The sequence below is a fragment of the Pseudoxanthomonas mexicana genome, from assembly GCF_001556105.1.
In the GTDB taxonomy this organism is placed as follows: domain Bacteria; phylum Pseudomonadota; class Gammaproteobacteria; order Xanthomonadales; family Xanthomonadaceae; genus Pseudoxanthomonas_A; species Pseudoxanthomonas_A mexicana_A.
Genome location: NZ_LSIF01000059.1, coordinates 92,312 through 113,145, shown reverse-complemented (window position 1 = coordinate 113,145; position 20,834 = coordinate 92,312). Strand labels below are relative to the sequence as shown.

Sequence of the window (20,834 nt, the reverse complement as noted above, 5' to 3'; positions counted from 1 at the left end):
ACGGGCGATGTTCCGCGCCACCGTGACGCCTGCGTGGGACCTGGATGCCTGGCGCGTGCAGGCCCGCCATGCGTGGGAAGCGAAGCTGCCGCCGGACGCGGTCGAGTGGCAGGCCGATGCGCAGGGTGAGCTGCTCGCGGCCGCGGGCGTAATCGAGCAGCCCGTACAGCGGAATGGTTTGTCGGTGCCGGCCGAGTTCATGGCCTTCGCCGCCTCGGTGCTGTGCCATCGCGAGGCCGGCCGGCATGCGCTGCTGTACCGCCTGCTATGGCGGATCGGCAACGGCGAACGCGCGTTGCTGGACCGCGCGACCGATGCCGATGTGCACCGTGCGACGCGCTGGGCGCAGGCCGTGCGCCGCGATGCGCACAAGATGAAGGCGTTCGTGCGGTTCCGCCAGGTCGATGGCGAGGACGAGACCTACATCGCGTGGTTCGAACCCGACCACTACATCGTCGATCGCGTTGCGCCATTCTTCATGCGCCGCTTCGCCGGCATGCGCTGGGCGATTCTCACCCCGTATCGCAGCGTGCAATGGGATGGCGGGCAGTTGTGGGCCGGCGAGGGCGCGCAGCGCTCGGATGCGCCCGCCGACGATGCTGAGGATGCGTTGTGGCGGACCTACTACGCCAACATCTTCAATCCCGCGCGGCTCAATACACGGATGATGCAGCAGGAGATGCCGCAGAAGTACTGGAAGCATCTGCCGGAGACGCATCTGTTGCCGGACCTGATCCGCGACGCCGGGCGTCGCGTGCGCGAGATGGACGAACGCGAAGCGCAGGCGCCACGACGGCGCATTCCGGAACGCAAGCCGCCGTCGTGGCGCCTGCGCTTCGCGTTCGTCCTGGTCCCGCGATCAGCCGAGGCCGGGAAGCGGTGCGTCGGGATGCACCAGGCCCGCATGGCGCAGTGGGCGCCCCGTGGCTTGGCCATCACGCGCACCCGTGACGGCGAGCGCTGGCCACAGAGGTGGCGAAGGGCGTCGCGCGAGGGGCGACACCGAGCCGATCCGGAAGCCGGTGCCCGCGCGGGACACCGGCCTCCGCTTATTGCGCGATCAGAACTTCCAGCCCACGCGGGCGTAGTAGAAGCCGCCGTTGAAGCCGTACGGCGAGTGCACCGGATACGCCGCACCGGCGACCGCGGCACCCCACGGATTGTCGTTCGGGGTTTCGTCGAAGAGGTTCTGCGCGCCGACATTGACGTACAGGCCCGTCGGGAACCTCCAGCCCACCTCGGCATCGACGATCACCTTGCTGCCCTCGTAGATCGGCAGACCGCCGTCCTCGACCCGGATGGCGCCGCTGTCCAGGTGGTCCTCGTACCACGAACCGTAGTAGCTGAGGCGCAGGTTGGCGTGGAAGACTTCGCGCTGGTGGTTGATGCTGAAGTAGCCCTTGGTCTTCGGCAGCGACTCCTCGATCTTGTAGACGCGGGCCTCGTTGATGAAGTTCGCGTCGTAGCGATCCACCTTGGACCGGTTCCAGTTCGCCGCCAGCGCGTACGTCGTCTTGCCGCCAAGATGCCCGGTTTCGACGCTGGTCACCACGTCGACGCCGGTGGTGGTCGTGTCGAAGGCGTTGCCGAAGTAGGTCACCGAGTTGAGCGAGGCCGCTTCCGGATTGCCCGAGGCCACCAGCGCCGCGCGTTCCGCGTCGGTCAGCTCGAAGCTGGTACTCAGCGCGATGCGGTCTTCCACCTGGATGCGGTAGCCGTCAACGGTCACCAGCCAGTCGCCGCTGCTCCATACCATGCCCAGCGACGCGCTGCGGGATTCTTCCGGCGTGAGCGCGCGGGAACCCTTCAGCTGTGCGATGGGATTGGTCGGCGGCAACGTGGCGATGTCGATCAGCGCGCTGCCTTCGAACGCCGTGGTGATCTGGCTGATGTTGGCCTGGCCGGGCGTGGGCGCACGGAAGCCGGTGTTGACGGCACCGCGCAGCGCGAACGTGTCGCTGACGTCGAAGCGGCCGGTCAGCTTGCCGTTGGTGGTGCTGCCGAAGTCGTCGAAATCCTCGCGACGCACGGCGGCGGCCAGCAGGAACCGCTCGGTGAACTGCGCCTCCATGTCCAGGTAGACCGCCCAGTTCTTGCGATCCCACTCGCCGGCCGTGCGTGCGCTGAAGCCGTTGAAGCCGTTGGACCCCAGTGCGAAGCCCTGCTGCGTCAGCGGGCCGATGGCGGTGGACGGCCCGTCGCCCGACTTGACCTGGAAGCTCTCCACGCGCCATTCCGTACCGGCCGACAGGCGCACCGGTTGCGTGGTGAACGACGTTTCGATGTCGGTGCCGACATCGAAGTTCACGCCTTTCTCGGTCTGCGTATTGCCTCCGGGAAAGAAGCGCAGGCCGTCGGGTTGCGCCGCCCCGAGCGAGGCGTTGACCGTGTTGTAGATGGTGAAGTCGATGTCGTTGCGGCCGTAGGTCACGCTGGCATCCCAATGCCACGCATTGCCCCAGGTGCCCTTGACGCCGCCGACCACCGACACGTCCTCCAACGAACCGCCGAAGCGTGGCGTGAAGCCGCCGGGCAACGACGAGAGGAAGGTGAAGCAGTTGGAGGGCAGCGCCGCCACGGCCGAGCTGACCGTGCCGTACGGGATGAGATTGCCCGCGCCGTCGCGCAACGCGATGGTCGGACACGCACCGACGCCGGTGGTGTTGCCGATCAGCAGCGTTTCGCCGCCATCGTTGGAGTAGACGCCGGAACGCGCGGTCGGATCACGGAAGTAGAAGCCGCCATCGACATCGCGCTGCGCGTAATTGCCGAACAGGTAGACATCGACGGTGTCGCCGCTGATGCCCAGGTTGGCGACGAACTTGATGTCGTCGTTGACCTCCGGCGAACCCCAGATCTGCGCCGGTACCGGCACGTCCGGATAACCCGCGGCGATCGCCGCCGCCGCGTCGTTGCGCTGCACGCTGCGCGAGGTGGCTTCGACGTTGCGCCATTCCGCGGTCAGCGTGGCGTATCCGCGCGAGGTCAGCGGCAGGCCGATCTGCGCGGTGTACTGCGTGGTGAAGCCGTCGCCTTTGTAGTACTGGCCGGCGAACGCCTCGAAAGCGCCGCCCTCGCTGATCTTCTTCAGGCCGAAGTTGATGACGCCGGCGATGGCGTCGGAACCGTACTGCGCCGCGGCGCCGTCTCGCAGCACTTCGACCTGCTCCAGTGCCATCGACGGGAACACCGACAGGTCGGGACCCTGTGCGCCGTCCGACAGGCCATGGCCGAGGAAGGTGATGACGGCCGAACGATGGAACCGCTTGCCGTTGAGCAGTACCAGGGTGTTGTCCGGCGGCAGGCCACGCAGGTTGGCGGGGCGGATGAGGCTGGCGGCATCGTCGATCGGGATGGTGCTGACGTTGAACGATGGCACCAGCACGCGCAGCTGGTCGAGCGCATCCGTGGCGCCCTGGTTGCGGAATTCCTCGGCAGTGATGATGTCGATCGGCACGGCGGACGTCGACACCGAGCGCGGCTGGCTGCGGCTGCCGAGCACGGAGACCGTGTCGAGCGTGGTGGCCTCCTCGGCGGCCGGTGTGGCGGCTGGCGTCGCCGCCGGTTCCGCCGTCTGCGCGACGGTGTTGCCGCTGCCGACGACGGTGGCCGCGACCAGCGCCCATCTCACTGCGGATGCCAGCGGCGTCCTGAAAACACGTGCGTACGGCTGCTCTCTCTTGCCCATGCGTTGCGCCCCTGAATAGTGCGTTGGAAGTGGAGGATCTCTCTCGTGTGCGGGATGCAATGAAGCGCGCGCATCCCACGCACATCGGTAACCGGCGTAACGCTGTTGCGCAACAGCGTCGTGTTACCAGATCCACCTTAGGCGGCGGCGAAGTGCGTGAAGTGAGCAGACGATCACAGGGCGAGCTGCAATGACGCGAAGGTAATCCGCGTTATGTCCTGAAGCGTGCGGTTTCCATACGCTTTTTCCTTCGCGCACTGGCGTGGTGCGTCGTGCGCCAGCATCGTGCGAACGGCGCGGAACAGGTGTACACGCATGTATGTGAGCGTGTGCATGCGCGACATCAACGACGCGTCACGCGCGGTCGGTGTGGCGCCGGGGCGGGGCGTCCACGCCGGCGCCCGACTGGATCAGGCGCGCAGTTCCACCACGGGAACGAAACCGCCGAAGATCATGCGCTGGCCGTCGAAGGGCATCGGCGGATTGTCCTGGTTGGCCGGATCCATGCGGGGGTCTTCCATCATCTTCTTCATGCCGGCATCGCGCGTGGCCTTGTCGGGCCATTCCACCCAGGAGAACGCCACCGTTTCATCGTCCCTGGCCTGCACGGAGCGGAAGAAATCCGTCTGCTTGCCATGCGGTACGTCATCGCCCCAGCCTTCGATGATGCGGGTCGCGCCAAAGTCCATGAAGAACGTGTCGAAGATCGTGGCGTGCTCGATGAAGGCCGCCTTCGCCCGCGTCGGCACGGCGAGGATGAAGCCATCCACATAGGGCGATGACGCGTCGGGCGTGCCGAGTTCGAGTGCTGGCACGAAGCCGCCGTAGATCAGCCGCTTGCCATCGAACGGCATCGGATTGTTCTCAGGCGACATGCGCGGGTCGTCCATCATCTTCTTCATGCCGGCATCGCGTGTGGCCTTGTCGGGCCATTCGATCCATGAAAACAGCACGCTTTCGTCTTCCTTCGCCTGCACGGTCTTGCGGAAGTCGGTGACCTTGCCGTCCGGCACATCGTCCTCCCAGCATTCGACCACGCGCGTGGCCCCCTGTTCGATGAACACGGGATCGCCGAGGTTGGCGTGGTCGATGAACGTCTGCTTGTTGGCGGTGGGCACGGCGGCCACGAAACCATCGATGTACGGCATGGGAGACCTCCGGGGAATGCAGCGCCGGGATGGCGCCCTCCTGAACGCGACGCGCGGGCCAGGCGGATTTCGACAACCCGCCGGCGAGGGTCGTCATGCAATCTGCCCGACCCGCCGGAACGGCGGCGTGATGACCGCGGTGGCCGTGTCAGCGCTGCAGGCAGTTCCGATACCGCTCGTCCACGCGCGTGGCGAACCAGGCGGTGGTCAGCTCGCGGGTGATCTTCGGACTTTCCAACGTGATGCCGGGTATCACGGCACGGGGCAGCGGCGTGCCCGCGCGCGCTTCCGCCAGCGCATAGACGCGTGCGTACAGGTCGGTGTCGCCGAAGGCGAGGCGGTTGCCCTGCTCGAGCGCGCCGCGGATCGCGCGGTCATCCATGCGCAGCGCGTCGGCCAGCGAGCGCACCGCGCGTTCGGTCTGCCCGGGCTTGTCGAGCGGTGCACCGGGATCCAGCAGGTCGCCATCGAGTGCCAGCGTTGCGCCGGCGGCGATGCCGACGGCACGCTGGAAGGCGGCATTGCGGCTGGCGTACCAGCCGGCGTTGTAGTCGGCGAAGCGATGCACCTTGCGTGTATAGGGCGTCTCGTAGCCCAGCAGGTGGGCGATGCCGAAATACAGGCCGCCGCGGCGGGTGAAGACCTCGTCGCGGATGCTGCCCTGCACGGCATACGGATAGCCGGAGGCTTTCGATTCGGCGAACGGGATGCCGACCTGCATCGGGCCGCCGGTCTGTACCGGGTTGTAGTCGGCGAACAACCGCTTGCCGAGCGGCACGCTGCCGATCATGTCCTCGTAGATGTCGCTGAGGTCGCGTTCGGTACGCACCGTGCGCAGGCGCTCCGCATAGGTGCGCCCATCGGGCGAGCGCAGCGCAAGCGCGGCATCCACCATGAACTTCGGTACGTGCATCGTCGCGGCACGACGGTCGATCTCGCCGCGCGAAATTCTGGGAAGGTTGGCCACCGCAGGATTGGCGACGTAGCCGGATTCCTGTTCGGTGATGGCCAGTACCGCGCAGATGTTTTCCGTCGTGGGCTCGATGCGCTGCGCGGCGAAGGCGGTTTCGATGTCCGCGGCCCAGCGTTCGCGCTCGGCGACCTTGGCGGGCATCCGGCGCACGATCTCGCTGCGGGTATCGGCGGGTGGCCGGGTCGGCGCGGGTGGGGCGGTCACGCAGCCGGCCAGCAACAGCATGGCCAGCAGTGGTGCGATACGGGGCAGGAAATGGCGCGTGGCGTGCAGGGTCATGCGTGCAGCATACGGAGCAGGCCACGCCGATGCACGAGGACCGGGCGCGACCATGCGTGCGCGTGGATAATCACGGGACTGCCCGACTTCCGCGATCATGGACACCGCCCTCGACAACCCCTTCTGGTCCGCACTGGATTCGATCCACCGTGACATCGCGCTGCGCGCGGGCGATGTCGCGCGCTATCCCGCCGACCATGCGCCGTTCCTGGGCGTATCGTCTGCCGGAGTGTCGCTGGACGACGCGATCGAGTCGCTGGTCGCACCTGGCGAGGCGGTCTACCTGCTCGGCGTGGCACCGCACACCCCCGTGGGCTGGACGCTGCAGGCATTCCATCCGCTGGCGCAGATGGTGTGCGACACACCACTGCCCGTTGTCGACGGGCCCGACATCGTTCCACTCGACGACGCGCATCGTGATGACGTGCTTGCGCTGACGGCGCTCGTGTATCCGCATTATTTTCGCGCGCGGACGATGGACCTGGGGCACTACTTCGGCATCTATGAGGGCGGCCGGCTCGCCGCGATGATCGGCGAACGCCTCGGCAGTGCGGACCGTCGCGAGATGAGCGCCATCTGCACCCACCCGGACTCCACGGGTCGCGGTTACGCGCGCCACCTCACCACCTGGCTGACCAACCACACGCTGGCGCGTGGCGTGCAACCCTTCCTGCATGTCAGTCATGAGAATTCGCGCGCCAAGGCGCTGTACGAACAACTCGGCTATCGCGTCAGACGCGACATCGGCTTCTGGTCGCTGAAGCGTCGTCAGTGATGATGCCGGTGTGCCGGAACGGTGCAGGTTCGTGAAGCGGATTTGACGCGTCCATGCGCTGGCGCGGCTAAGGTCGCCGCTGGCTTCCACGGAGTGTGCGCATGATCGAGATCCTGGCCAGTCCGCCCCATGTGGCGGCGTACCGTTTCACCGACCAGCTCACCAGCACGGATTACGACACCTGCATCGCCGATCTCGAATCCCGGCTGGCGCGCTTTCCGCGCATCGGCGTGATCAGCGACATCAGCGACCTGCATGGCCTGGCGTTGGAGGTCGTCGGCAAGGACCTGCGCTACGCGTTGTCCAAGCGGGGCGAATACGAACGTTTCGCCCGGGCAGGCGTGGTGACCGACAAGCGCTGGTTGGTGGCCGTGACGGAACTGGCGGACCGGATCATGCCGCGGACGGACCTGCGCACGTTCGCCCAGGAGGAACGCATGCGTGCGTTGGCATGGGCGGCGGAAGTGGATCCGCATTCCGCGACCTCCTGATCCGCTACGGGAACAGCGCCCCGCTGAGCACCGCCAGCGTCATGCCCAGTCCCATGAAGGCCAGGCGGTGCAGCATGGAAAAGGGGGCGGGTGCGCGGTGCATGGTGCTATCCGAACCTGAGCGGCGCGAACGCGCCGTGAAATCCCCTGTAACCGCATCAACGCCGTGCCAGGAAGCAACCGGCCAGCCGGTGTCAGCACGGCGCGGGGGCAGTCCGCACGGGTGGCACACCGGTCACGGCGGAGCATGGACGGCCGCGTGGTCGTTCGGTCCGCGCAACGCGAGAACGCCGGCGGCGCGCCGGCGTTCTCGTGTCTGTCCGATGCGATCCATCAGCGCTGGTCGACGCTCCAGCCACCGGCGCCACGCGCGGCCAGCAGGATGAAGCCGCCGGCGATGGCGATGTTCTTCAGGAACATGATCTGCTGGATCTGGTCGCCCAGGGCGCTGTGGAAGAGCACGGCGCTGGCGATCGAGAACAGGGCCAGCAGGCTGGCGACGATGCGCGTCCGGTAGCCGGCAATGATGGCCAGGCCGCCGACCACTTCCAGCGCGATGACGAGCGGCAGCAGGGCGCCGGGAACGCCGACCGATGCCATGTAGCCGGCCGTGCCAGCGTAGGCGGCCAGCTTGCCGAGGCCCGAAATGATGAACAGCGAGGCGAGCAGAGTGCGGCCGACGAGGTCGGCGGCGCCACGAAGGGCAGGGGTGCGGGTAGCGGTGACGGTGGACATGGTGGACTCCGGGGAATGAGGTGGGTGCAGCGGGTACGGAGCGCAGGTTAGGCCGTCGCCAGGCATCCCGGAAGCCTATATATTTCGATGAAATCCATCGTCTGGAGCGATACATGCTGGACGCCGTCACCCTCGACCAGTTGCGCACCTTCATCGCGGCGGCGGAGCAGGGCAGTTTTTCCGCGGCGGGACGCAAGCTGCGACGCGCGCAATCGGTGGTCAGCCAGACGCTCGCCAACCTGGAACTGCAACTGGGCGTGACGCTGTTCGATCGCAGCAGCCGTTATCCGACACTCACCGATGCCGGCCATGCGCTGCTGATCGAAGCGCGCGCCGTGGCCGAGCACATGGACACGTTCAAGGCGCGCGCTCGCAGCGTGGCGGAGGGGTTGGAGCCGGAACTGTCGGTCGCGGTGGACGTGATGTTCCCGATGCAGGCGCTGACCCGCGCTGCCGCCCACAGCGGCACCGCGTTTCCGCATACGCCGCTGCGCTTGTACGTCGAGGTGCTGGGTGGCGTGATCCAGCCGGTGCTCGATGGAACCTGCCGGATCGGCGTGGTCGGTTCACTGCCGGACCTGCCTGACGACCTGGCGGTGGAGCCGCTGGTGCCGGTGCCGCTCGTCACCGTCGTCTCGCCCGCGCATCCGCTGGCGGCCGTACGAGGGACGGTGCCGACGAAGACCTTGGTGAAGCAGGTGCAACTGGTGCTGACGGATCGCACGCCGCTGACGGCGGGCCGCGATTTCGCCGTGCAGTCGCCGCTGACGTGGCGGCTGGCGGACCTCGGTGCGAAGCATGCGTTCCTGCGCGCCGGCCTGGGCTGGGGACACATGCCCTTGCATATCGTCGAGGAGGATCTGGCGACGGGCCGCTTGAAACGCCTGCGGATCGCGGAAGCCGATCCGCGCTATGCGCAGATGCCGATGCGCGCGGTGTGGCGCAAGGACGCGCCGCCGGGTCCGGCAGGACGCGCCTTCGTCGCGCAACTGCGTGAGGCGCGGGTGTAGCTCGCAGGCGTATTCAGGCGCGTGAAAACACGATGACCTCACTGAAGACCCCGTTCGCGATGTCAACGCGTGCGGTGGCCGTGCGTTGGCATGCCTGTCGCACCCGAGGAGCACGCCATGATCCGACGCGAAGCCGTCAGCGCCGCCAACCGGTTTGGGCTGGGTGCGCGCCCGGGCACGCTCGACCGTATCGACGATCCACGCGGCTGGCTGCATGCACAGCTGCGTGCGGTGCCTGCGGTCGCGCCCGCGGACCTGCCGTCCAGCGGCGATTATCTGCAGGCGGAGTACGACTACCAGCGCGACCGCCGCCAAGCGCGCCGGGCCGATAAACCCGGCGAAGCGGTCATGGGATTCCGCGAGCGGTTCGGCAGGCAGCAGCAGACGGAACTCGGCTGGCGCTATCGCCAGGCGGTGGTGACCGAACAGGATTTCGTCGAACGGCTGGTGCGGTTCTGGTCGAACCATTTCGCCGTCTCCCTCGACAAGCGCACGGCGACGCTCTACGCCGCACCGATGGAGCGCGAAGCGATCCGTCCGCATGCGACCGGCGACTTCGCCGGCCTGCTGCTGGCGGTCGAACAGCATCCGGCGATGTTGCGCTACCTCGACAACGTGCGCTCCGTCGGAGAGCAGTCGCGGCTGGCGGAGCGCCAGCGGCGACGCGCGCGGAATGACACGGCGCCGCGCGCCGGCCTCAACGAAAACCTCGCGCGCGAGATTTTCGAGCTGCACACGCTGGGCGTCGATGGCGGCTACACGCAGGACGACGTCCGTGAACTCGCACGCGCGATCACTGGCTGGAGCGTGCCGGCGGCGCGCGCCACGCAGGCCGGTCCCGGTGCGGCGATCTTCCAGTTCCGTGCCAATGCGCATGATGCGGGGGCGCGCCTGGTGCTCGGTCGTCGCTACGCCGCCGATGGCGAAGCGCAGGGCCGCGCGATCCTGCGCGACCTGGCGATGCATCCGGCCACCGCGCGGCATGTGTGCGGCAAGCTGGCGCGGCATTTCATCAGCGATGCACCACCGCCTGCGGTGATCGAGCGCATGACCGCGGCCTGGCAGCGGCACGCGGGCGCCCTGCGGCCGGTGTACGCCGCGCTGATCGACAGCCACGAGGCGTGGGCGGCCGATGCACGCAAACTGAAGACGCCGGACGACTTCGTCGTGTCGATGCTGCGCGGTGCCGGTGCGACGACGCTGGTGCAGCCGCGCGCGCTGGTCAGCCTGCTGGGACGGCTCGGGCAACCCCCGTTCACGCCGCGCTCGCCGGCAGGCTTCGCCGACGCGGCCGCAGACTGGAGCGGCGCGGACGCGATATGGAAACGCATCCAGGCCGCGCAATCACTGGCCGAGACCGCGGCGGGCGAGCACCCCGATCCCGTACGCACCGCTGCCGCCGTCTTCGGGGATGCGCTCGACGCCGACACGCGGCTGGCGATCCAGCGCGCCGAATCGCCCCGGGAGGGACTGGCGTTGTTGTTCGCCAGTCCCGCTTTCCAATGGAGGACGTGATCATGTCGATGTCGCTGACCCGACGCCATTTCCTTGCCGCAGGTGCGGCCGCAACGACGCTCAGCATGTGGCCGCGTTTCGCGCGGGCCACCGGCAGCAACGACACACGCCTGCTGATCGTGCTGTTGCGCGGCGGCCTGGATGGCCTGCACGCGGTGATTCCCGCCGGTGACCCGCAATACGCGTCGTTGCGCGGTCGTCTGGCGGTCCCGGATGCCCGCCGGCTGGACGCGGATTTCGCATTGCATCCGGCGCTCGCCTTCAGTCATGAGCTGTATGCCCGCCGCGAATGGTTGCCGATCGTGGCGGTCGCCCCGCCGTACCGGCAGCGCTCGCACTTCGAAGCGCAGGACAACCTGGAGAGTGGCGCAGCGGCGACAGGCGGCGCGTCGAACGGGTGGCTCAACCGGTGCGTCGCGGCCTTGCCGACATCGCGTGCACTGTCCGTCAGCACGGTGATGCCGCTGATCCTGCGCGGTCCGGCGGACGCGACGACATGGTCGCCGCCGCTCCCGGACGAGGTGAATCCGATCCTGCTGCAGCATCTGCAGCGGCTCTATGCCGCTGACGCGGTGCTGGCGCATCCCTTTGGACAGGCGATGGCCGCGCAGGGCATGCAGGCCGGCGGCAACGTCGCGCGCCTGCCGCAGGCGATGGCGGCGGCGGCGCGCTTCATGGCCGCGGTTGATGGTCCACGCATCGGCTTCGTCGAAAACGCCGGTTGGGATACCCATGCGCAACAGGCGCCGGTGCTTGCGCGAAAGCTGGCGGAACTCGACCAGGGCCTCAAGCAGTTCCACGACGGAATGGGTGGCGAATGGGCGCGCACTGTGGTGATGGTGGTCACCGAGTTCGGCCGCACGGCGGCGGTGAACGGCACCGGAGGCACCGACCACGGGACCGGCACGCTGGCGATGCTGGCCGGCGGTGCGGTGGCGGGTGGGCGTATCGCCGGCGACTGGCCGGGACTGGCGCGTGCGCAGCTCAACGAGGGCCGCGATCTGCGCGCGACCAACGACCTGCGGGGCGTGTTCAAGGGGGTGGTGGGCGATCATCTGGGCATCGCCCGTACGGCGCTCGACACGCGCGTGTTTCCCGACAGCAGTAACGCCCCGGCGATGGCCGGGCTGCTGCGTGGGTGAGGCTCAGCTGGCGGCGTGGCGCAGCTCGCCGCGCGCCAGCGTGGTGGCTTCCTCGACTTCCATGGGACGGCCGAAGAAATAACCCTGCATCTCGTCGCAGCCCATCTGCCGCAGTGCATGCATCTGTTCGGACGTTTCCACGCCTTCGGCGATCGTGCGCATACCCATTTCGTGCGCCAGCACGAGGATGGTGCGTGCGATCGCGCGGTCGGTGCTTTCGGCGGCGATGCCGTCGACGAAGCTGCGGTCGATCTTGATGATGTCCAGCGGCAGGCGCTGCAGGTACGCCATGCTGGAGTAGCCGGTGCCGAAGTCGTCCAGCGCCAGGCGGACGCCGAGCGCGTGCAGCGTCTGCAGCATTTCCTGGGCGGCGCCCATGTCTTCCACCAGCACGCTTTCGGTGAGTTCCAGGGTCAGTGCGTTCGCCGGCAGGTCGTGGCGTTGCAGGCATTCGGCGATCCACGGCGCCAGCGTAGGCTGGCCCAGCTGGCTGGGCGACAGGTTCACCGCCATCCCCAGCGTACGCAGCCCCATGCCGCGCCAGCGCGCCAGCTGCTGGCAGGCCTGTTCCAGCACGAAGTGGCCAACGTCTTCCATCAGTCCCGCGCTTTCCGCCAGCGGGATGAAGACCGAGGGCGGCACCTCCCCCCATACCGGGTGGCGCCAGCGCGCCAGGGCTTCGAAACCGGTGAGCTGTGAGGTGTCGCCGGCCACCACGGGCTGGTAAGCGAGCCGCAACTGCCCACGGGCGACGGCTTCGCGCAGGGCGGTCACGCGGCTCAGGCGATCGTTGGCCTCCTGCTGCGAACTCGCCGAGGGCAGACGCACCTGGTTGCGGCCGGCGCGCTTGGCCAGGTAGCGCGCTTCGTCGGCGCTGCGCAGCAGGGTCTGCAGGTCCGTGCCGTGTTCGGGTGAGTGCGCCAGGCCGATGCTGGCGGTGACCGTGAACGACGGATGCGTGGAATACAGCGCGATGGGTTGGCCGACGGCGCGGCGGATGTCTTCGGCCAGCCGGGTGAGCTGGTCGATGTCGATGTCGGCGAAATGCGCCAGGAAGCCCTCGCCGCCGTAGCGGTAGACGCTGCCTTGCGCATCGCAGGCCACCGAAATGCGTTGGCCCATCCGCCGCAGCACTTCGTCGCCGCCGTCGTGGCCGAACGAGTCGTTGACCATGCCGAAACCGTCGAGGTCGACGATCGCCAGTCCATGGCCGTACGCGGAGGGTCCCGCGATCTTCTCGGTGATCAGCGTGGCCTGTGCGGAGAAGCGCGGCAGGCCGGTCGCGCTGTCCAGCGCGGCCGCATCGTTGAGGCGACGCTGTGCATCGAGGCGGCGTTCGGTTTCCAGCAGCAGCGAGCGCGCGGTTTCCGCCGCTTCCGAAGAGCGCCGTCGCGAGATGTCGAGCAGGAACAGCACGAAGGCGATCAGCAGGCCGCTGCTGAGACCGCCGACGACCAGCGCGCGCGGCAGCGTGAACGAAGTCAGCGCCGGCGGCGCCCACAGTTCCAGCTGCACCTCATGGCCCGGCAGCGCCACGCGCTCGATCGACAGCGGTGTGCCCTGCGGGCGTCCCTGTTCCAGCGTGGGCATGCCGGCGGCGGAGGCGCGCACCGGGCGATCCGACAGCACCGCCTTGCTCAGCGTCCTCACGAAATCGTCCAGCGCGATGAAGCCCTGCGTGCGGCGTCCGGCGGTGTCGACGGTGAGCCACCAGCCGCCGGGAACCGGTTGCAGGTGGCCCGCATCCGCCACCGGCATGGGCGGGGAGGGCGCGACCGGTGCCTCGAAGCCCGGCTGCACCCAGCGGAACTCGCCGCCCTCGCCCACGCTGCGGACCACGCGGAAGCCGGCGAAGGCGCCGACCATGTCGTTGACGTAGTGGTCGAACAAGCCTTCCGCGGACGCCGGCACGGCCGCGCTCAGCGACGCCGACAACTGGCGCAGCGCGCCGCGGCGCAGTTCGATGCCGCGCAGGAAGGTCGGCGTGGTGCTGGCGGCCTGCGTCTTCATCACGTTGCGCGCCATCGCGTCGCGATCGCCGGATGCGGCCGTCCAATACAGGGCACCCAGCATCAACGCCGCGGCCATCGGCAGCACGCCGAACATGCGTTCGCGCAGCGAGTTCTCGCCGGCCACCGCCAGCGACAGGCCCAGCGCCACCAGCTGCGCCGACGCCGTCAGCGAGATCTGGTAGATCGACAATCCTTCGCGGTGGTACGGCAACTGGATCAGCAGTCCCAGCGTCGCCATGCCCGCGACCGAGGCCATCGCAATGCCGAGTCCGCGGGTGATGCCCCAACGCACGCTTTCCCAGCGCTGCAACGATTGCGGCAGGACGGCGACGGCCAGCCACGCGGTCAGCACGCCGTAGTCGGTATACCCGCCGATGATGGGTGTCGTGGGGCGCGGCAGCCACCCCAGCCGATGCAGCAACGTATTGGCGGGCGTGGTGATGTCGCCCAGTGTCTGCAACAGGGTGAGCAGCAACGGAACCGTGACGAGGGCGAGCACCATCCACGCTGCGCGCTCCTGTTCCCGCTGGCGCAGCAGCAGCGCCAGGGCCACCAGCGCGACGCAGAGCGTCGAGACCGGACGCATCGGCGGGAAGTCCACCCCCATCTTGCCGACCAGGCTGCCGGGAACATGCCAGCCGACCAGCGCAATCAGCGCGAATGCCAGCACGAACGCGACCAGCTCGGTGCTGGTGTCGAGGGTGCGGCCGTCGCGCAGCGTTGGCGTGTACACCAGCAGGAACATGGCCAGCGCCGTCAGCGACAACGACCAGCCGATCTCGGTCGTGGTTCCGCCGGGCTGCAGCGCACCCAGCACCGGCTGCACGGCGAGCAGCAGCAGCGCGGCGGCGAAGATGCGCATGACGAATTCGGGCCAGAATCCGCGCCAGACCCGCATCCACGCGATGATCGTCGCAGCTGCCAGCACCAGGCAGATGCCCAGCGCATGGAACTGCCACAGGTGCATCAGGAGCAGTGCCGTCAGCAGGCCGGCCACCGCCAACCGCACGGGCCGCTGCGGGCTGCGCCAGGTGGCGATGGCCACCAGCACGCCGACCACCGGCACGCTGTCGTCGAGGACGTGGCCACTGCCGGCGTCCACCAGGATGAAGGTGGCGGCCAGCAGCCAGGCGAATGCCGCCGCGAAGCGCTGTGCCCATTGGACAGGCCGCCAAAGGTCCTGGTGTATCGCCACTGCATTCCCCTGCGGAGCCGACACTCCGTGGCACTGTGATACCCAAATCACCGGCAAGCCGCAAGCGCTGCCGTGTTGTTCAGGGACCACGGACGCCGGTTTACGGCAGGACGCCAAGCAGTAAGCATCCAGCGTGCAGGATGCGGGCCGGCTGGTGCGAAGGTCGCGCACGAGGTCGCGACGCCGCTACCTGCGTGAACCCCGCGATGATCGGGCTGATGCGTACGGACGCGACCTGCGTCGACCTTCGCGACCCATGGCGTGGACGGCGACCATCGTGCGGCCAGCACGCCTGAACACGCGCGTGTCGGCGGCTGCAGGGACGTCGAATACGCTGGGTTCGACCGTCCACGGGGCACATGGGCGTCGTCCGGCCGCGCTAGAGTGCGCGGCATCGCCCACCGGGAGCCGCCGCCATGCCGATCGAACTGAAGATGCTCGCCTGGTCCGTTGCGCTGGGCCTGGTGCACGTCCTGCTGGGGGCGGCGCTGACCACGCGCCAGCGCGGGCTGAAGTGGAACGTCGGCGCGCGCGATGCCGCCTTGCCGCCGCTGACGGGCGCTGCCGCGCGGGTCGACCGTGCGCTGCGCAACTTCCTGGAAACCTTCCCGTTCTTCGCCGGCGCGGCGCTGGCGGTGGTGATGCTGGAGCGCGGCGATGCCAGCACCGCCCTGGGCGCGCAGTGCTACTTCTGGGCCCGATTGGCCTACCTGCCGGTGTACGCCGCGGGCATTCCTTACCTGCGCACGCTGATCTGGGCGGTCTCGCTGTGGGGGCTGCTGCAGTTGCTGTGGGCCCTGCTCTGACGCGGTGCGCCGGCGCAGGTTCATCGCACGGTGGGTGGGCGCCGCGGGTTTGACACTAGACTAGACCGCTCTCTCCTGCGTCCTGGGCTCTGGCCCGGCGTCGTGCCGCGATCGATCGGATGCCGTCTTTCCCTCTCTGCCGCCTGCCCCTGTCGTTGTTGCTGATCGCCACCCTTGGGCTGGCGGCATGCCGCGTGGGTGAGCCGGACGGCGTGGCGCCCGATGCGCTGGCCGAGGCGGCGCAGGATCCTGCCCCGCAGGACACGCCTGCGCAGCAGGCCGAGCGCGGCGACGGCGCGGTATCGACCGGTCCGCTCGCGGTACCGGCCCCGGCATCGCGTGACGGCATGCCGACCGACTGGCCTGTCTCGAAGGTGGTATCCGGCAAGGCCTGGATCAGCTGCCAGGCCGAGTACAACACCGAGGAAGGCGACGGCACGCCACTGGAATCGCTGGCGTTCTTCAGCGTGGTCGACGCGTTGTCGCCGTGCCAGAAGGGCGGCGTGCTGCGGTTGCGCTACCAGGGCAAGATCGCCGCCGACTTCACCGACCTGGTGTCGCGCGTGGCCGACATCGCCGGCCGCATGGATATCCACAAACGCATCCTCGACCTCGATTCCGCAGGCGGGCAGGTGGAGGACGCGATCAAGGCCGGTGACGCCATCGGCGCCAGCGGCTGGACCATCTGGGTACGCGAAGGCTCGGTCTGCCACAGCGCATGCGTGTTCGTGCTGGGCGCGGGCGACAACCGGATGATCTCCGGCAAGGTCGGCGTGCACCGCATCATCCGCATGAGCTCGACCGCCACCACGCGCGCCGAACTCAACGAGGAACTGCGCGGCGTCTACGACCGGGTGAAGGATTACCTGTCGCGCAACGGCGTGGCGGTGGCGGTGGCCGACCTGATGATGACCGTGCCCAACCGCCGCCTGCGCCTGCTCAGCAAGGACGAACTGCAGGAATACGGCCTGGACGGCACCAACGCGGCGCAGGACGACCTGGACCGCCTGCAGCTGATGCGCCGCTGCGGCGGCGACTTCGTGATGCGCCGCGATGCCTTCATGCGCAGCTTCGACAGCACGTGCAAGAAGGCGGGCGCGGGGCTGGACGACATGCAGGCGTGCGGCCTGGAACTGCGCACGCAGTTCGGCTTCCCGGATGCCAAGTGCCCGGCCGACAGCCCGCTGTCGGAGTTCGACCGCATGGCCGACAGCGACGATGCGCCCGTGGTGTTGCCCGAGAGCGCCGGCGCGGTGCCGTAGCGGGCGACGTCTTCCTGAAAGACGTCTGTCGTACGGAAGAGCAGCATTGAGCGCCTCGCGAGAGGCTTCGAGCGTGGAGCGAGCGACTTTTCGCCGCTTGGGCGAGGGTTTTATCCGCTCGCACGCCGAGAGGTGAGGCTGGAGCGCGGCCGCGTCGGGATCAGCCGTGGCCGCTGGCGACCCGGATCTCCACGTCGTCGATCCTGACCACCTGGCCGGCACGGATCTTCGCGGTCTTGCGCAGTTCCACCACGCCGTCCACCGACACGTCGCCGCTGGCCACGATCGCCTTGCCCTGGCCGCCGCTGTCGGCGATGCCGACCAGCTTCAGCAACTGGTTGAGTTCCACGAAGTCGTGGTCCGGATCAAGGTCGAAGTCGATGTGTGGCATGCGCGCAGTGTAAGCCAGCCGCGCTCATTCGCTTTCGAAGCGGGCGATCTCGTCGATCTGCCGGCGGGCACGGTGCAGGCTGCCGCCGGTGACGCTGGCCTCCACCGCATTGGCCAGCCGCGGCCGCGATGGATCGCGCGACCAGCGATGGAACCAGGCCGTTGCGGCCAATCCCGCCGCCCCGACGCCCAGGCCGATCCACACCACGCTCGGTGCCTTCGCATACAGGTCGTTCCCGCCCAGGCCGGCCAGCACCATCAGCAGCGGCACCCACAGGAACCACCACGGCAGGCCGGCGCACATGCCGTTGACGATGTAGGTGCGCCGCAGGGTGGCCAGTCGCTTCTGGATATCGACGATCGGCTGCGCATAGTCGATCTCGCGGATCCGGCGCAGGGTTTCACCCGCCATCGCGGTGGTCGCGATGCCGTACAGCTGCACCACGATGCCGGCCACGATCGTCGTCCACGGCAGGCCATCGGCCGACTGTCCGCCACTGATCCACAGCAGCACCGCCAGCAGGATGAAGGGGATGCCGAACAGCGTCTGCACCACCTGGCCCCAGAACAGCGGGCGCAGGCTGGACAGCGCCTTCTGCTTGCGCTGCTCCAGCAGCACATGGGTCTGCAGGGCGTCATGGCGTTCCAGGCGACGCGACAGCGCCTGCCAGGCGAGTTTCAGATCATCGGGTTCCATGGGGAGGTTTCCGTGTGCGGTGGTCATGGGTCAGAGTTCCTGGCGCAGCCGCTGCTTCAGCCGGCCGATCTTGGTGGCGACGTTGGTTTCGCTCAGGCCGAGTACGTCGGCCATCTCGCGGTAGCTGTGGTTTTCCAGGTAGAGCAGCAGCAGGGCGCGGTCGAGCGGCGGCTGCGCCTGGATGAAGCGGTACAGCAGGTCGACCTGCTGGCGGCCCTCATGGTCGTGCGCGTGCGGATCGGCCAGGTCGTGGTGGTCCTCGTTCCAGGCCTCGGACGGGACGCCACGCGTACGGCCGCGGACCTGCGAGATCGCCACGTTCAGCGCGATCCGGTACATCCAGGTGGCGAACGGACGGGTGCTGTCGTAGGACGGCCAGGCGCGCCACAACTGGGTGGCGATGTCCTGCATCAGGTCGTCGCGGTCGTCGGGGTGCCAGGCGTAGGTGCCGGCGACCTTGGCGACGATGCCGCGGTGGGCCTGCAGCAGCGACTGGAAGCCCTCCTGCGGGGCCGTAGCAGTCTGGGACGTCATGGAGAGGGTGGATTCCATTGCGGCAGCGGGTCGATTGTGCGGTCTGCAAGGTGATTCGCCGGGGCGCGGAAAAAATCACGCCGCATCGTGTCCCGACCCGGTCGGGCGTGCTGCAACGCGACAGGAGCCCCCCGAAGGCGCACAATATGCGGCTCGGCGTGCGGCTCCGCGACGCCCCGGAGTGTCCGCATGTCTACCGAATCCCCCACGCCCGCCCCCCTCCTGTTCGCCGATCTCGGCCTGCCGGCGCCCGTCATGGCGGCCGTCACCGAGGTGGGTTACGAAAGCCCGTCGCCGATCCAGGCCGCCACCATTCCCGCCATGCTGGCCGGCCGCGACGTGCTGGGCACGGCGCAGACCGGTACCGGCAAGACCGCGGCGTTCGCGCTGCCGGTGCTGGCCAACATCAAGATGAACGCCACCAGCCCGCAGGCGCTGGTGCTGGCGCCGACGCGCGAGCTGGCGATCCAGGTGGCCGAGGCGTTCCAGAAGTACGCCGGCAAGATCCCCGGCTTCCACGTGCTGCCGATCTACGGCGGCCAGAGCTACTACCCGCAGCTGCAGGCACTGAAGCGCGGCGTGCACGTCGTGGTCGGCACGCCCGGCCGCGTGATCGACCACCTGGAGCGCGGTTCGCTGGACCTGTCCGGCCTGACCACGCTGGTGCTGGACGAAGCCGACGAAATGCTGCGCATGGGCTTCATCGACGACGTCGAGACCGTGCTCAAGAAGACCCCGGAGACGCGTCAGGTGGCGCTGTTCTCGGCGACGATGCCGCCGGCCATCCGCCGCATCGCGCAGACCTACCTGAAGGAACCGGTCGAGGTGAACATCGCCTCGAAGACGACGACGTCGGCCAACATCCGCCAGCGTTACTGGTGGGTCAGCGGCATGCACAAGCTGGATGCGCTGACCCGCATCCTGGAAGTGGAACCGTTCGACGGCATGATCGTGTTCGCCCGCACCAAGGCGGCCACCGAAGAACTCGCCGACAAGCTGCAGGCCCGTGGCCTGGCCGCGGCGGCGATCAACGGCGACATGCAGCAGGCGGCGCGCGAGAAGACCATCCAGCAGCTCAAGGACGGCAAGCTCGACATCCTCGTCGCCACCGACGTGGCCGCGCGCGGGCTGGACGTCGAGCGCATCAGCCACGTGCTGAACTACGACATCCCGTACGACACCGAAAGCTACGTGCACCGCATCGGCCGTACCGGCCGTGCCGGCCGTACCGGTGATGCGATCCTGTTCGTCACCCCGCGCGAGAAGGGCATGCTGCGCTCGATCGAGCGCGCCACCCGCCAGCCGATCGAAGAGATGCAGCTGCCCAGCGTGGAAGCGGTCAACGATCGCCGCGTGGAGAAGTTCCTGGCGCGCATCACCGACACGCTTGCCTCCGGCAAGGCGGGCGAGTTCCGCGCGCTGATCGAGCGCTACGAGCGCGAGCAGAACGTGCCGGCGGTGGACATCGCCGCCGCGCTGGCGCAGCTGGTCCAGGGCGACACGCCGCTGCTGCTGTCGCAGGAGCGCACGCCGCGCGAACAGCGCCCGGTCCGCAGCGAGACCTACGGCAACGCGCCGCGCCGCGAGCGCGACGAGCGTCCGCGCCGCGACGACGGCCCGGGCGAGCGTCCGGCGCGCAGCGTCGACAAGCCCGAGCGCTCGAAGATCGAACGTCCCGACAGCGACCGTCCGCGCGCCGCCGCGCCGCCGCGCAGCACGCCCGACGTCGGCATGGAGACGTACCGGATCGAAGTGGGCCACGCGCACGGCGTCAAGCCGGCCAACATCGTCGGCGCGATCGCCAACGAGGCGGGGCTGGAGAGCCGCTACATCGGCCGCATCGACATCCAGAACGAATACACCACGCTGGACCTGCCCGAAGGCATGCCGCGCGAAGTGCTGATGCACCTGAAGAAGGTCTGGGTGTCCGGCCAGCAGCTGCGCATCCACAAGCCGGGCGAGGGCGGTGGTGCCGGTGCGGGTGCCGCGCCGCAGCGCAAGTTCGGCGGGCCGGGCAAGGGCAAGCCGCGCGGCGACAAGCCGTTCGGTGCCGGCAAGCCGCACCGCAAGGGACCGCCGCGCGAGTGACGCAGACCGGTGCGTAGGCGCCGGGAGTGACGAGGCAAGTCCGGCATGGGGATGCCGGCACGTGGCACGGAAATTGCATTTCGCAGACGCAAGC

General features: G+C 68.5%; 16 protein-coding genes and 2 pseudogenes. 9 read left to right on the top strand and 9 right to left on the bottom strand.

All coding sequences use genetic code 11. The features are described 5' to 3' along the window. Positions 1–7 precede the first annotated feature (7 nt). Positions 8–820 (top strand): annotated as a pseudogene (locus AX730_RS18485) (TIGR03915 family putative DNA repair protein); the annotation flags it as partial. Positions 821–1,060: 240 nt separating this feature from the next. On the opposite strand, the gene AX730_RS10435 reads toward AX730_RS18485, so the two are convergent. The 4 genes and pseudogenes from AX730_RS10435 to AX730_RS10425 form a co-directional block, all read right to left on the bottom strand. Next, the gene (locus AX730_RS10435) at positions 1,061–3,688 is read right to left on the bottom strand and encodes a TonB-dependent receptor plug domain-containing protein (protein ID WP_062355857.1); all 2,628 of its coding nucleotides are present in this window, start codon (positions 3,686–3,688) and stop codon (positions 1,061–1,063) included. 410 nt (positions 3,689–4,098) lie between these two features. Next, positions 4,099–4,503, bottom strand: a complete 405-nt coding sequence (locus tag AX730_RS19165; RefSeq protein WP_232310232.1) for a DUF1428 domain-containing protein — start codon at positions 4,501–4,503, stop codon at positions 4,099–4,101. Next, positions 4,483–4,836 (bottom strand): annotated as a pseudogene (locus AX730_RS19365) (DUF1428 domain-containing protein); the annotation flags it as partial. The gene AX730_RS19165 and the pseudogene AX730_RS19365, both read right to left, overlap by 21 nt. Before the next feature lie 148 nt (positions 4,837–4,984). Then, on the bottom strand, positions 4,985–6,088 hold the full coding sequence (locus tag AX730_RS10425; RefSeq protein WP_062355852.1) for a DUF1615 domain-containing protein: 1,104 nt from the start codon (positions 6,086–6,088) through the stop codon (positions 4,985–4,987). A gap of 97 nt (positions 6,089–6,185) precedes the next feature. On the opposite strand from AX730_RS10425, the gene AX730_RS10420 reads away from it, so the two are divergent. Then, entirely contained in the window at positions 6,186–6,863 is a 678-nt protein-coding gene (locus AX730_RS10420; protein ID WP_062355849.1) for a GNAT family N-acetyltransferase, read from the top strand. A gap of 101 nt (positions 6,864–6,964) precedes the next feature. Next, on the top strand, positions 6,965–7,354 hold the full coding sequence (locus AX730_RS10415) for a SpoIIAA family protein (RefSeq protein ID WP_062355846.1): 390 nt from the start codon (positions 6,965–6,967) through the stop codon (positions 7,352–7,354). Positions 7,355–7,687: 333 nt separating this feature from the next. On the opposite strand, the gene AX730_RS10410 is transcribed toward AX730_RS10415, so the two are convergent. Then, on the bottom strand, positions 7,688–8,089 hold the full coding sequence (locus AX730_RS10410; RefSeq protein ID WP_062355843.1) for a DoxX family protein: 402 nt from the start codon (positions 8,087–8,089) through the stop codon (positions 7,688–7,690). Between the two features lie 113 nt (positions 8,090–8,202). Here AX730_RS10410 and AX730_RS10405 point away from each other — a divergent pair, with 113 nt between their 5' ends. The 3 genes from AX730_RS10405 (at position 8,203) to AX730_RS10395 (ending at position 11,756) form a co-directional block, all read left to right on the top strand. After that, positions 8,203–9,099 (top strand): LysR family transcriptional regulator, encoded by an 897-nt coding sequence (locus AX730_RS10405; protein ID WP_062355839.1) that lies wholly within the window; start codon positions 8,203–8,205, stop codon positions 9,097–9,099. 117 nt (positions 9,100–9,216) lie between these two features. Then, positions 9,217–10,614, top strand: a complete 1,398-nt coding sequence (locus tag AX730_RS10400) for a DUF1800 domain-containing protein (RefSeq protein ID WP_062355836.1) — start codon at positions 9,217–9,219, stop codon at positions 10,612–10,614. 2 nt (positions 10,615–10,616) lie between these two features. After that, entirely contained in the window at positions 10,617–11,756 is a 1,140-nt protein-coding gene (locus AX730_RS10395; protein WP_232310229.1) for a DUF1501 domain-containing protein, read from the top strand. 3 nt (positions 11,757–11,759) lie between these two features. On the opposite strand, the gene AX730_RS10390 is transcribed toward AX730_RS10395, so the two are convergent. Next, complete coding sequence (locus AX730_RS10390) at positions 11,760–14,963, bottom strand: putative bifunctional diguanylate cyclase/phosphodiesterase (protein ID WP_062355833.1); 3,204 nt, start codon at positions 14,961–14,963, stop codon at positions 11,760–11,762. A 416-nt stretch (positions 14,964–15,379) separates the two neighbouring features. Between AX730_RS10390 and AX730_RS10385 the strand changes: the two genes are divergently transcribed. Both AX730_RS10385 and AX730_RS10380 read left to right on the top strand, forming a co-directional pair. Then, positions 15,380–15,769, top strand: a complete 390-nt coding sequence (locus AX730_RS10385) for an MAPEG family protein (protein WP_062355830.1) — start codon at positions 15,380–15,382, stop codon at positions 15,767–15,769. 119 nt (positions 15,770–15,888) lie between these two features. After that, a complete protein-coding gene (locus tag AX730_RS10380; RefSeq protein ID WP_157074197.1) occupies positions 15,889–17,031 on the top strand; it encodes a COG3904 family protein in 1,143 nt (380 codons plus the stop codon). A 160-nt stretch (positions 17,032–17,191) separates the two neighbouring features. Here AX730_RS10380 and AX730_RS10375 read toward each other — a convergent pair whose 3' ends face one another. Genes AX730_RS10375 through AX730_RS10365 form a run of 3 tightly spaced genes read right to left on the bottom strand, consistent with a single transcriptional unit; the run spans position 17,192 to position 18,652 of the window. Next, positions 17,192–17,422, bottom strand: coding sequence for an RNA-binding S4 domain-containing protein (locus AX730_RS10375; protein WP_062355824.1), 231 nt, complete (start codon positions 17,420–17,422; stop codon positions 17,192–17,194). A gap of 24 nt (positions 17,423–17,446) precedes the next feature. After that, positions 17,447–18,118 carry a hypothetical protein gene (locus tag AX730_RS10370; RefSeq protein ID WP_062355821.1) on the bottom strand — a complete coding sequence of 224 codons (672 nt, stop codon included), beginning with the start codon at positions 18,116–18,118 and terminating at the stop codon, positions 17,447–17,449. Positions 18,119–18,148: 30 nt separating this feature from the next. Beyond that, a complete protein-coding gene (locus tag AX730_RS10365) occupies positions 18,149–18,652 on the bottom strand; it encodes an RNA polymerase sigma factor (protein ID WP_062355924.1) in 504 nt (167 codons plus the stop codon). Positions 18,653–18,841: 189 nt separating this feature from the next. On the opposite strand from AX730_RS10365, the gene AX730_RS10360 reads away from it, so the two are divergent. Beyond that, the gene (locus tag AX730_RS10360) at positions 18,842–20,740 is read left to right on the top strand and encodes a DEAD/DEAH box helicase (RefSeq protein WP_062355818.1); all 1,899 of its coding nucleotides are present in this window, start codon (positions 18,842–18,844) and stop codon (positions 20,738–20,740) included. The last annotated feature ends 94 nt before the right edge of the window (positions 20,741–20,834 follow it).